This is a genomic window from Lentzea cavernae (assembly GCF_014653695.1).
Taxonomy (GTDB): domain Bacteria; phylum Actinomycetota; class Actinomycetes; order Mycobacteriales; family Pseudonocardiaceae; genus Lentzea; species Lentzea cavernae.
Genome location: NZ_BNAR01000003.1, coordinates 552,689 through 565,029, shown reverse-complemented (window position 1 = coordinate 565,029; position 12,341 = coordinate 552,689). Strand labels below are relative to the sequence as shown.

Annotated in this window: 10 protein-coding genes; 1 reads left to right on the top strand and 9 read right to left on the bottom strand. The window is 68.5% G+C overall.

Annotated features, from left to right (window positions below; all coding sequences use genetic code 11):
- Positions 1 to 68 precede the first annotated feature (68 nt).
- Complete coding sequence (locus IE307_RS12885) at positions 69 to 2,168, bottom strand: sunset domain-containing protein (RefSeq protein WP_191298127.1); 2,100 nt, start codon at positions 2,166 to 2,168, stop codon at positions 69 to 71.
- A 145-nt stretch (positions 2,169 to 2,313) separates the two neighbouring features.
- Here IE307_RS12885 and rarD point away from each other — a divergent pair, with 145 nt between their 5' ends.
- Positions 2,314 to 3,237 (top strand): EamA family transporter RarD, encoded by a 924-nt coding sequence (gene rarD, locus IE307_RS12880; protein ID WP_191298126.1) that lies wholly within the window; start codon positions 2,314 to 2,316, stop codon positions 3,235 to 3,237.
- Between the two features lie 3 nt (positions 3,238 to 3,240).
- Here rarD and IE307_RS12875 read toward each other — a convergent pair whose 3' ends face one another.
- Genes IE307_RS12875 through nuoH form a run of 8 tightly spaced genes read right to left on the bottom strand, consistent with a single transcriptional unit; the run spans position 3,241 to position 12,329 of the window.
- Entirely contained in the window at positions 3,241 to 4,206 is a 966-nt protein-coding gene (locus IE307_RS12875; protein ID WP_191298377.1) for a polyprenyl synthetase family protein, read from the bottom strand.
- 55 nt (positions 4,207 to 4,261) lie between these two features.
- Positions 4,262 to 5,839 carry an NADH-quinone oxidoreductase subunit NuoN gene (gene nuoN / locus IE307_RS12870; RefSeq protein WP_191298125.1) on the bottom strand — a complete coding sequence of 526 codons (1,578 nt, stop codon included), beginning with the start codon at positions 5,837 to 5,839 and terminating at the stop codon, positions 4,262 to 4,264.
- Position 5,840: 1 nt separating this feature from the next.
- Positions 5,841 to 7,409 carry an NADH-quinone oxidoreductase subunit M gene (locus IE307_RS12865; RefSeq protein WP_191298124.1) on the bottom strand — a complete coding sequence of 523 codons (1,569 nt, stop codon included), beginning with the start codon at positions 7,407 to 7,409 and terminating at the stop codon, positions 5,841 to 5,843.
- Positions 7,406 to 9,343 carry an NADH-quinone oxidoreductase subunit L gene (gene nuoL, locus IE307_RS12860; protein ID WP_191298123.1) on the bottom strand — a complete coding sequence of 646 codons (1,938 nt, stop codon included), beginning with the start codon at positions 9,341 to 9,343 and terminating at the stop codon, positions 7,406 to 7,408. The genes IE307_RS12865 and nuoL overlap by 4 nt, the downstream gene beginning before the upstream one ends.
- 10 nt (positions 9,344 to 9,353) lie before the next feature.
- Positions 9,354 to 9,653 carry an NADH-quinone oxidoreductase subunit NuoK gene (nuoK, locus tag IE307_RS12855; RefSeq protein ID WP_030473209.1) on the bottom strand — a complete coding sequence of 100 codons (300 nt, stop codon included), beginning with the start codon at positions 9,651 to 9,653 and terminating at the stop codon, positions 9,354 to 9,356.
- Entirely contained in the window at positions 9,650 to 10,492 is an 843-nt protein-coding gene (locus tag IE307_RS12850; protein WP_229904700.1) for an NADH-quinone oxidoreductase subunit J, read from the bottom strand. Before IE307_RS12850 ends, nuoK begins: the two co-directional genes overlap by 4 nt.
- Before the next feature lie 5 nt (positions 10,493 to 10,497).
- A complete protein-coding gene (nuoI, locus tag IE307_RS12845) occupies positions 10,498 to 11,031 on the bottom strand; it encodes an NADH-quinone oxidoreductase subunit NuoI (protein WP_191298122.1) in 534 nt (177 codons plus the stop codon).
- 2 nt (positions 11,032 to 11,033) lie between these two features.
- Positions 11,034 to 12,329 carry an NADH-quinone oxidoreductase subunit NuoH gene (gene nuoH / locus IE307_RS12840; protein WP_191298375.1) on the bottom strand — a complete coding sequence of 432 codons (1,296 nt, stop codon included), beginning with the start codon at positions 12,327 to 12,329 and terminating at the stop codon, positions 11,034 to 11,036.
- Positions 12,330 to 12,341: the final 12 nt, after the last annotated feature.

Here is a 12,341-nt window from a genome sequence, read left to right as displayed (position 1 = left end):
CTGGCGGGCCCTTCGACGTGAGAGGCCCCCACCGCGCGCGATGGGGGCCTCTCAGCGTTCTCGAGGGATCAGGGAGCCGGGCGGAAGCCCGCCTTCTCCGCGTCCGCCTCGGTGCGGAACCAGACGTCGGCACGGGTGTCGCCGAAGTTCGCCGAGCCCTCGCTGTAGTAGCGACGGCCGGTCAGCGTGGCCTTCACCGCGAAGTCCGCGGCCGGCGCGTGGCCGTCCGACTTCGGCAGCACCGAGCCCGGGCCGAACGGCGAGCGCGGGTTGAAGCCCTCCGGCTGCTGGAACCTCGCCGGGGCGGAGCCGCCCTGGTTGCCGTTCGGGCGGCCGCCGGTGGACGGCGAGAAGCCGACCGGGCGCGGGCGTGCCGGGAGTGCGGGGGCCGCGGGGGCCTCCGGCTTGGGGGACTCGAACGCCGAGAACGCCGGGAAGCTCTGCTGGCGCTGCGGTGTCGTGCGGCGGGCCTCGCGGATCGGCAGGCCCGCGTCGGTGTGGCGCTGGGGCAGGTCGACCGGTTCCGGTTCGGGCTCCGGTGGGGCGGCGAGCAGTGGTTCGTCGCTCGGCACGAACTTGGGCACGAACGGCTGGTCGTTCGACGTGTCCGGGAGCGTGCGGGTCTGGCCGAGGGCCGGCAGCGGCTCGTCGGCGTCCAGCAGCGGTTCGAACAGCGAGCGCGCGCGGTCGGCGACCGGTGCGGCGGGGGCCGCGGGAGGCTCGCCGTGGGAGAACGCGGCGCCTACGGCACGTGGGGTGCGTTCGGGCACCTCGTCGGTCTCGACGCGCGGTTCGAAGGCCGAGAACGGTGCGGGTGGCGGGGCGCCCGGCGCGGTGAACGGCTGGCTGAACGAGCCGGTGTACTCGGGCTCGACGAACTCCTCGTAGATCCGCTCCGGCTCCTGGTAGACCGGCTCCTGGTACGCCGGTTCCGGTGCCTGCTGGACCGGCTCCGGCTCGTGGCGGACCGGTTCCTGGTAGACGGGCTCCTGGTACGCCGGCTCCTCGTGAGCAGGCTCCTGCTCCTCGTCGACGGGCTCGTCGCGCAGGGCGTGCGAGGAGGTCTCCTCCTCGGCCGCCGTGGGCTCGAAGACGCCGTTGCGGACGCTCGGCGCGTCCAGGTCGGCGGGCTCGTCGATCGGCTCGATCAGGCCGGTCTGCTCGGCCGGGGACTCCGGTTCGACCTCGTGCCGCGGCTCGGTGAACCCGTCGAGCTGGCCGGAGAGCTCGTCGCTCATGCCGGGGAACTCGCCGGTGAGGTCGTTGTCCGGCCAGCTGCTCTCCTCGACGGCGATGAACGTCGTCTGCTCGGAGCGGGTGCCGGTGGGCTCGTCCTCCTGCTCGGCGGCCTCGTCGGGGAACGTCTCGGGTTCCTCGTGCGCCCAGACCTCGCGCGGCTGGTAGATGAAGTCGTCGGCCTGCTCGTCGACCTCGGGGCCCGCGGTCAGCGCTGCCAGGGCGCCGGGCTCGGCGACCGGCGGGACCGTGGGCACGTACGACGTCTGCTCGGCGGGGAGCTCGTCGTCGAAGTCCGCGGCCTCGAGGCCGGACTGCGACAGGACCGTCGTCTGCTCGGCCGGGGTCTCCGGCGGGGCCTCGTTCGGCCCGAGGCGCTCGAACAGCGACCGCGGGCGGTCGTCCTCGGCGTCGGCCAGTGCCTTCTGCTCGGCCAGCTGCTCCTCGAAGCGGCGCTGGGCCTCCTCCGGCTCGAGGTACTGGCGGACCGGCGCGGCCGGCTCCTCCTCGACCTCGGGCTGGGCCTCGAGGACGGTGGTCTCGTACGGCGCGGGTTCCGGCTCCGGCTCCTCGACGACGGGAGGCGGCGGCGGAACCGGCAGCGGCACCGGGACGGGAGCCTTCACGGGCTCACCGAAGTAGGCGGGCGGCTCCGCGTACGGCGCCGGCGGCAGCGCCGGAACGGGTGCGGGTGGTGTCAGCACCTCGTCGCTCAGCGACCTCGGTGGCGCGTTGTCCCAGTCGTCGACCACGAAGTCGTCGACGACGGCGGTCGCCTGGACCGGCTGGGCAGACCTGCGCGCGTCCAGAAGTTGATCATCCAGGTCGGCGATCTGCTTCCGCGCGGGGCGCACCATCACCAACCAGGTGAGCAGCACTCCCGCAACGAAGGACAGCAGGCTCCACAGCCAGACCTGCCCGAAGATGTTCACGGGTAAGCCCCTTCTAAGACCACACTCCGACCCCACTCACTCGGAAGGGTGAGCACGGCCAAACTACAGTGCCGTTGATGATGCTCCGTCACTACGCCGTTCAGCGCAAATAACGGGTCGAAAGCCCAGCGTAGAGTGGGATTTTGTGCCCCCTCTGACAACCTCGGCCATCACTTCGCCAGAAGTTCACACCCAGGGGCGAGGGCTCACCTACGGCGCATTCGCCTACGTCCTCTGGGGCTTGTTCCCGGCGTACTGGCCACTCCTCGTACCCGCCCAGCCGGTCGAGGTGCTCGCGCACCGGATCGTCTGGTCGTTCGTCACGCTCGCCATCGTCGTCGTGATCCTCCGACGGTGGCGCCCTTTCCTCGAACTATCAGGAAAGGGCTGGCTGATCGTTACCGCAGCGGCCGTCTTGATCACGGTCAACTGGGGCACGTACATCTACGCCGTCAACAGCCATCATGTCGTCGAGGCCGCGCTCGGCTACTTCATCAACCCGTTGGTGAGCGTGGCACTAGGCATGATCTTCCTCAAGGAACGATTGCGCATCTCTCAGGTGGTGGCCATCGGCGTGGCCGTGCTGGCTGTGATCGTGCTCACCATCGACTACGGCCGGCTGCCGACGATCTCCCTGGTCCTGGCCTGCTCGTTCGGCGTCTACGGCCTGCTGAAGAAGAAGGTGCCGCTGGACGCGATCTCCAGCCTCACCGCCGAGAACGCCGTCATCGCGCCGATCGCCCTGGTCTACCTGTTCACGCTGGGCAGCGCGAACACGTTCACCGACGCGGGCACCGGCCACGTCCTGCTGCTCCTGAGCACCGGCGTCGTGACGGTGATCCCGTTGCTGCTGTTCGGCGCGGGTGCCCGGCTGATCCCGCTGAGCACCATGGGCATGTTGCAGTACATCGCGCCGATCCTGCAGTTCGCGTGGGGCGTGTTCGTCGTGCACGAGTCGATGCCGGCCAGCCGGTGGATCGGGTTCGGCCTGGTGTGGCTGGCCTTGGCGATCTTCACGTTCGACGCGCTCAACAACCGGCGCAAGCAGGTGCTCGCGCCGGTCGCCTGACACCTACCTGGACCGCTCCACGACGTACGTGGCCAGCTCGTCGAGAGCGTCCCGCGCGGCGCACGGCGGCAGCTTGCCCAGCTCCGTGCGGGCCCGGTCCGCGTAGTCGGCGAGGACCTCGCGCGAGCGATCCATGCCGGAGGACTTGCGCAGCAGGAGCAGCGCCTCCTCCACCAGTTCGTCGTCGGTGATCGGCCCCGCCAGCAGCTCGGCGAGCCTCGTCTCGGACGGGTCCGCCAGCGCGTGGAGCATCGGCAGCGTCTTCACGCCCTCGCGGAGGTCGGTGCCCGGGGTCTTGCCCGACTCCACGGACGGCGACGCGATGTCGATCACGTCGTCCGAGATCTGGAACGCGGCCCCGATCACCTCGGCGTACCGGCGCAGCGCGTCCGTCTGCTCGTCGGTCGCGTCGGAGAACATGCCGCCGAACCTCGCCGCTGTGGCGATCAGGACGCCCGTCTTCTCCTCGATCACCTTGAGGTAGTGGGAGATCACGTCCTCGCCGGGCTGCGGGCCGACGGTCTCGCGCATCTGGCCGGTCACCAGGACCGAGAAGGTCTCCGCGATGATCCGCGCCGCGTCCGTCCCCAGGTCGGCGGTCAGCCGGGACGCGTGGGCGAACAGGAAGTCGCCCGTCAGGATCGCGATGCTGTTGTCCCACTTGACGTTCGCGGAGACCGCTCCGCGCCGCATGGTCGCTTCGTCCATGACGTCGTCGTGGTACAGCGTCGCGAGGTGGGTGAGCTCGACCACAGCGGCCGCCTTGATGACCTTTTCCCGGTCCCAGTCGGCGCCGAACTGCGATGCGAGCAGTGTGAAGAGCGGGCGGATCCGCTTTCCGCCCGCCTCCACGAGGTGAAGCGAGGTTTCCGTGACCGGGGCGAACTCGCTCTGCACGACGTCGTGCAGAACGCGCTCCACCTCGGCCAGGCCGTCCTGGACTAGCTCGGTGAGCACGGGGTCCACCATCGCGAACCCCGGCCCCAACTGCTCGCTACTGGTCACACCAGCAGCGTACGTACACCTAGCTGAGGAAGGTGCCGGTACCCGCCCAATCGAGCACGAAGGTGGGCCACAGACCGAGCACCAACGTCACCACGGCACCCAACGTGATCGCGATCGTGGTGAACGCGCCGGGCACCGTCACGGTCGGACCGTCCGGGGCCGGGTCGCTGAAGTACATCAGCACGATCACCCGCAGGTAGAAGAACGCCGCCACGGCCGAGGCCACGAGAGCGATCACCACGAGCGGCGTCAGGCCGGCGTCGATCGCCGCGCTGAACACGACGAACTTGCCGATGAAGCCGGACGTCAGCGGGATGCCGGCAAGGGCCAGCAGCAGGAACGTGAAGGTGGCCGCCACGATCGGCGACCGCTTCGCGAGGCCCGCCCACTGCGACAGGTGCGTCGCCTCGCCGTCCGAGTTGCGGACCAGCGACACGATGCCGAACGCGGCGATCGTGGTGAAGCCGTACGCCAGCAGGTAGAACATGGTCGCGCTCACACCGGGGGCGTCGCCCTCCGGCGTCAGTGCGATCGAGCCGATCAGCAGGAAGCCCGCGTGCGCCACCGAGGAGTACGCGATCATGCGCTTCACGTCGGTCTGGGTGAGGCCCAGGATCGCGCCGATCACCATCGACACGACCGCGACGCCGTAGAGCACGCCACGCCACTCCCACTGCGTGTTCTCGAACGCCACCGTGAGCACGCGCAGGATGCCGCCGAACGCGGCGACCTTCGTGCACGCGGCCATGAACGCCGTCACCGGCGTCGGCGCGCCCTGGTACACGTCCGGGGTCCAGGCGTGGAAGGGACCGACGGCGGCCTTGAACAGCAGGCCCACCACCAGCAGGCCGAAGCCAGCGAACAGCAGCGTGTCGGAACGGTCCGTGCCACCCGCGGCGGTCGCGATGGCCGAGAGCTTCACCGAACCGGCGTAGCCGTAGAGCAGGGCCACGCCGTAGAGGAAGAACGCGGAGGCGAAGGCGCCGAGCAGGAAGTACTTCACAGCCGCTTCCTGCGAGAGCAGGCGACGGCGGCGAGCCAGGCCGCACAGCAGGTACAGCGGCAGCGACAGGACTTCCAGCGCGATGAACATCGTCAGCAGGTCGTTCGCCGCTACGAACGTCATCATGCCGCCGAGCGCGAACAGCGTGAGCGGGAAGACCTCGGTCTGCATGCCGGTCTTCGTCGCCTGCGCGCGGTCCTGCACGGTGCCGGGACGGATCGCGGCCTGCGCCACGAACGCGCCACCGGGCTCCACCGAGCGGTCGGCGATCAGCAGCACCGAGCCGAAGCCCAGCACCAGCAACGTGGCCCACAGGAAGAGCGACGGCGAGTCGACAGCGATGGCTCCCGCCAGCGTCGCCACGCCCTGTTCGGGGCGGTCCGACGTCGCGTAGAGGATCAGCGTGCCGACGGCGGCGACCAGCGTCACGAGCGTCAGGACGAGCTGCACCGCCCAGCGCTGGTGCTTGGGCAGCAACGCTTCCAGCAGCACGCTGACGCACGCGGCACCGAGCACGATCAGCAGCGGCGCGAGGGCGCCGTAATCGATCTCCGGCGCCTCGATCGTCTGCGCCTGAGCGACGAGAAGGTTCACGTCACTTGCCTTCCTGCACGGTGACCGGGTCGGTCACGCCGACCTCGGTCAGCGTCGCCCCAACGGTCGGGGTGATGACGTCGAGCACCGGCTGCGGGTAGAACCCGAGGGCCAGCACGATGACAACGAGCGGTGCCAGCACTGCGATCTCACGCTTGGTGAGGTCGCCGATGGTGGTCTTCTTCTCCGGGTCGCCGACGGCGCCCGGACCTGCGGCCGCACCGAGCAGCGCGTCGCCGCGCAGCGGGCCGGTCATGATCCGCTGGTAGAGCCACAGCACGTAGAGCGCCGCGAGCACCATGCCGACCGTCGCGATGATCGTGAACACCGGCTGCGTCGGGAACGAGCCGATCAGCACGAGGAACTCCGAGACGAACGAGTTCGTGCCCGGCAGGGACAGCGTGGTCAGACCCGACAGCAGCAGCATGCCCGCGAGCAGCGGGGCCACCTTCGACATGCCGCCGTAGTCGGAGATCAGCGACGAACCACCGCGCGCGATCACCATGCCGACCACGAGGATCAGCATGCCGGTCGAGATCGAGTGGTTGAGCATGTACGACACCGAGCCCACGCCCGCCTGCGACGTGAACGAGAAGATGCCGAGCGCGATGAAGCCGAAGTGGGCGATCGAGACGTAGGCGAGGAACCGCTTCATGTCCCGCTGGCCCGTGGCGAGCAGCGATCCATAAAGGACACCGGCGACCGCGAGCACGAGCACGTACGGCGCCAGGTTCTTCGACGCCTCCGGGAACATCGGCAGCAGGTAGCGCAGCATGCCGAACGTGCCGACCTTGTCCAGGATGCCGACGACGATCACCGTGACGCCGATGGGCGCCTCGGCCGCGGCGTCGGGCAGCCAGGTGTGGAACGGCACGAGCGGCGCCTTGATCGCGAACGCCAGGAAGAAGCCGAGGAACAGCCAGGTCTGCGTCGTCGAGTCGGCGTCGCTGACCACCTTCACCAGCGTCTCCCAGTCGAACGTGCCCTTGCCCAGCTCGTCCGACGCCATCGCGTAGGCGCCGATCGCGGAGGCCAGCATGATCAGGCCGCCGAGGAACGAGTAGAGGAAGAACTTGACCGCCGCGTACTGCCTGCGCGCGCCGCCGTAGCCGCCGATCAGGAAGTACATCGGGATCAGCATGACTTCGAAGAGCACGTAGAACAGGAAGACGTCGGTGGCGGCGAACACCGCGACCGTCACGGCCTCCTGGATGAGGATCAGCGAGAGGTAGCCGCCCTGCGAACGACCGGCGGGGAGCTTCTCCGTCCAGCCGGCGCCGATCACCAGCGGGATCAGCAGCGCGATGACCGCGATCATCACCAGCGCGATGCCGTCGATGCCGAACTGCAGCCGCACGCCGAACGCCGGGATCCAGTCCACGCCCGTGGCGAGCTGGATGCGGTCGCCGTCCGGGTCGTAGGCGAACCACAGCAGACCGGCGAGCACGAGCTCGACGACCGAGAACGCCAGTGCGACGAGCTTGGCCTTCTTGTCGTCCTTGCGCAGGAACGCCACCACCAGCGCGCCGACCAGCGGCACCACCAGCAGTGCGATCAGAACCCAGGTCACGAGAACCTCACCACCAGGAGCGCCCCGAGCACGAAGATCGAGCCCAGCAGCATGGACAGTGCGTAGGAGCGGACGAACCCGGTCTGCAGCCTGCGCAACCGGCCGGAGCTACCGCCGAGCAGCGCCGCGGTGCCGTTGACCAGACCGTCGACGCCCTTCAGGTCGAGGAACACCAGTGCGCGGGTGAGCCATGTGCCCGGCCGCGCGAACAGCGCCTCGTTCAGTGCGTTGCCGTAGAGGTCCGCACGGGCCGCGCGCACCGGGAACGACACGCGCTCCGGACGCTCGACCGGCTGCTTGCCGCGCAGGAAGAGCAGGCACGCGAGGCCGACGCCGAGCAGCGACAGCGCGACGGTCAGGATGCCGACCATGCCGTGCGAGATGACGCCGTGCGACTCCTGCAGCTCACCCAGCGAGGGCTCCAGCCAGCCGGCCAGGTTGCCGCCGGAGGAGAGGAACCAGCCGCCCGCCACCGAACCGACCGCGAGGATGATCATCGGAACGGTCATCGACAGCGGGGACTCGTGCGGGTGGTATTCCTTGCCGTTCTCCGCCTTCAGTTCCTTCCAGCGGGGCTTGCCCAGGAACACCAGGATCAGCAGGCGCGTCATGTAGAACGCGGTCAGCGCGGCACCGAGCAGTGCGACACCGCCGAAGACGTACCCGCGCCAGCCCTCCGCGCCGAACGCCGCCGCGATGATGGCGTCCTTCGAGAAGTAGCCGGAGAACGGCGGGATGCCGATCAGCGCGAGGTAACCGAGCGTCCAGGTGACGAAGGTGATCGGCAGGAACTTGTAGAGCCCGCCCATCCGGCGGATGTTGCCCTCGTCGTTCATGCCGTGCATGACCGAACCGGCGCCGAGGAAGAGCCCGGCCTTGAAGAAGCCGTGCGTCAGCAGGTGCATGATGCCGAGCGCGTAGCCGATCGGGCCGAGGCCCACGGCGAGGATCATGTAACCGATCTGCGAGACCGTCGAGTACGCCAGGACCTTCTTGAAGTCGTCGTAGGCGCAACCGATGATGCACCCGATCAGCAGCGTCAGGCCACCGATGATCATGACGACCAGGCGGCCGTCCTCGCTCAGGTTGTACAGCGGGTTCGAGCGGGCGATGAGGTACACGCCCGCGGTGACCATCGTCGCCGCGTGGATCAGGGCGGACACGGGGGTCGGGCCGGCCATCGCGTCCGGCAACCAGGCCTGGAGCGGGAACTGGCCCGACTTGCCGCAGGCGCCCAGGAGCAGCAGCAGCGTGATCGCGAGGACCTCGGCCGAGGAGAACTCGCTGACGCGGCTGAAGACCTCGGTGTACTGCGTCGTCCCGAGCTTGTTGAACATCAGGAAGATCGCGATGGCGAGGCCCAGGTCACCGACGCGGTTCATCAGGAAGGCCTTCTTGGCCGCCGATGCCGCTTCCGGCTTGTACTGGTACCAGCCGATCAGCAGGTACGAGGCGAGACCGACGCCCTCCCAGCCGAAGTACAGGGTCACGAAACCGTTGCCCAGCACCAGCAGGAGCATCGCGGACACGAAGAGGTTCAGGTAGGCGAAGAACTTCCGCCTGCCTTCCTCGTGCGCCATGTAGCCGATCGAGTAGATGTGGATCAGCGAGCCCACACCGGTGATCAGCAGCACGAACGTGAGCGACAGCGGGTCGATCCGCAGTCCGAACTCGACGGTCAGCGCGTTGACGTCGATCCAGTCCCACAGGTGCAGGTTCTGCACCCGGCCCTCGGGGTTCGAGACACCGAGCGTGGAGAAGAACAGCGCGAGCGCGTAGCCGAACGACGCGAGCAGCGTGGCGCTGCCGAGCAGGTGGCCCCACTTGTCAGCGCGCTTGCCGCTGACCAACAGCACCGCCGCACCGAACGCGGGCAGCGCCAACAGCAACCAGGCGAAGCTCGCGACCCCGCTGGCGACAACAGGTTCCGTCACCGGTGACCCCTCAGTACTTCAGCAGGTTCGAGTCGTCGACCGAGGCCGAGCGACGCGTCCGGAAGATGGACATGATGATCGCGAGGCCGACGACGACCTCCGCCGCGGCGACGACCATCACGAAGAACGCCATCACCTGACCGTCGAGCGAGCCGTTGATCCGCGCGAACGTCACGAGGCTCAGGTTGACCGCGTTGAGCATGAGCTCGACGCACATGAACACCACGATGGCGTTGCGGCGGACCAGGACGCCGACGGCGCCGATGCTGAACAGCAGTGCCGACAGCAGCAGGTAGTAGGTGGGGGTCACGACTCACTTCCCTTGAGCGCGTGCGCGTCGGGCTCGTGCGCGGTGCCGGCCACCTCGGCGACGTCGTCCGAGAGCGTGGACCTGTCGGTCGCCTCGATGACGTCGAACAGCGACTCCTCCGCGACCGTGCCGTCGGGCAGCAGCGCGGGGGTGGCCACCGAGTTGGCGGTGGCGAAGACGCCGGGACCGGGCAGCGAGCCGACCCGCTTGCCGTCCTGGAAGCGCTCCTCGACGAGTTCCTTCTGCGTCTTCTTGGCGGGCTTCCCGTCGCGGCCGACGAAGGCCAGGATCATCGCGCCGAGGGCGGCGGTGATCAGCAGGGCCGACGTGAGCTCGAACGCGAACAGGTACTCCGTGAAGAGCTTCGAGCCGATGTTGCCGACGTTGCCACCGTTGGTGGTGTTCACCTCGGCGAGGCCGCGGGCGTCGACACCGGTCAGCGCGCGGCCGACCGAACCGACCAGCATCACGGCGAACCCGATGCCGAGCAACGCGGCCGCGAGCCGCTGGCCGCGGATGACTTCCACGACCGAGTCCGAACTGTCCCGGCCGACCATCATCAGCACGAACAGGAACAGCATCATGATCGCGCCGGTGTAGACGATGATCTGCACGAAGCCGAGGAACGGCGCCTGCTGGACCATGTACAGCACACCGAGGCTGAGCATCGTCACGACGAGCCACAGCGCGGAGTGCACCGCGTTGCGCGCGAAGAGCATGCCGAGCGCACCGGCCAGCGCGAGCGGGCCGAGGATCCAGAACGTGACCGCCTCGCCCGTGGTGACGGTGTCGACCACGCGCTGCACGGGTTCCGGCTGCTGCTGGGCGAGGAACGTCAAGAGGCTCACTGCTGAGTCCCCTTACCTTCTTGGGCCGCCTTCGCCAGCTGCGGCCCGTTCACGTAGTAGTCCTGCTCGTTGTCGCCGAGCCGCATCGGGTGCGGCGGCTGCTCCATGCCGGGCAGCAGCGGGGCGAGCAGGTCCTCCTTCGTGAAGATCAGGTCCTGGCGGTTGTCGTCGGCCAGCTCGTACTCGTTCGTCATCGTGAGCGAACGGGTCGGGCAGGCCTCGATGCACAGGCCGCAGCCGATGCAGCGCAGGTAGTTGATCTGGTAGTCGGCACCGAAGCGCTCACCCGGTGAGAAGCGGGCTTCCTCGGTGTTGTCGCCACCCTCGACGAAGATCGCGTCCGCGGGACAGGCCCACGCGCACAGCTCGCAGCCGACGCACTTCTCCAGGCCGTCCGGGTGCCGGTTCAGCTGGTGACGGCCGTGGAACCGCGGCGCGGTCACCTTCTTGACCTCGGGGTACTCCTCCGTCACCACCTTCTTGAACATGGTGCCGAAGGTGACGCCGAAGCCTTTCAGGGACTCGAACATCCCTACTCAGCCTCCTTACCGGTGGTGACGGCTGCCGTCTCCTTGGGGAGCGTGGCGACCTTGACCTTGCGCTTGGGCGCGGTCTTGGGGACGACGAGGTCGAGCGGCGGCACGGGGAAGCCGGAACCCGCGAGCGGAACGCCCTTGGTGTCCTGGACCTTCTTGTCCGGCAGCAGGAACGAGACCAGCAGCACGAGGCCGACGATCACGCCCAGCGCGATGAGCCGCTGCGCCGTGGAGAGCTGCTGGATCGCGCCGGTGCGGATGACCGCGACGGCCATGATCCAGACGAGGCTGGTCGGGACCAGCACCTTCCAGCCCAGGCGCATGAACTGGTCGTAGCGCATGCGGGGAAGCGTGCCGCGCAGCCAGATGAAGATGAACAGGAAGCCCAGCGTCTTGATGATGAACCAGAGCAGGCCCCACCAGCCGGTGTTCATGAACTCGCCGCTCCACGGGGCGTGGTAGCCGCCGAGGAAGAGCGTGGTCGCGAGCGCCGAGACGGTCACCATGTTCACGTACTCGGCGAGGAAGAACAGCGCGAACTTCAGCGAGCTGTACTCCGTGTGGAAACCACCGACGAGCTCCGACTCGGCCTCGGGGAGGTCGAACGGGGCGCGGTTGGTCTCGCCGACCATCGACACGACGTAGATCGCGAAGCTGGGGAAGAGCAGGAAGCCGAACCATCCGGGCGCGAACCCGAGCACCGTGGTCGCCTGCGCGCCGACGATGTCACCGGTCGACATCGAGCCGGTGAACATGATCACCGCGACGATCGACAGGCCCATCGCGATCTCGTAGGAGATCACCTGCGCGGCCGACCGCAGCGCGCCGAGCAGCGGGTACGGCGAGCCGGAGGCCCAGCCGGACAGCACGATGCCGTAGACGCCGATCGAGGAGCAGGCCAGCACCACGAGCACGCCGACCGGGAGGTCGACGAGCTGCAGCGCGGTCTGCTCGCCGAACAGGTTGACCTCGCCCGCGAGCGGGATCACCGAGAACGCGAGGAACGCGGGGATGCAGGAGATCACCGGCGCGAGGAAGAAGACCCACTTGTCCGCGAGGACAGGACGGATGTCCTCCTTGAACGCGAGCTTCAGACCGTCCGCGAGCGACTGCAGCCAGCCGTTCGGGCCCACGCGGTTGGGGCCGGGACGCTGCTGCATCCGCGCGACGACCTTGCGCTCCCAGTTGATCATGAACAGGGTCATGACCACGAGGAACGCGAAGATCGCGACGACCTTGACCAGGATCAGCCAGAACGGGTCGTCCGCGAGGAGCTTGGCGGTCTCGCCGATCTCCGCTGCGTA

Coding starts and splice junctions, on each gene's coding strand:
- IE307_RS12875 (WP_191298377.1), bottom strand. CDS start 4,206: ATGGTGGACCCCGTGCTCACCGAGCTAGTCCAGGACGGCCTGGCCGAG.
- nuoI (WP_191298122.1), bottom strand. CDS start 11,031: ATGTTCGAGTCCCTGAAAGGCTTCGGCGTCACCTTCGGCACCATGTTC.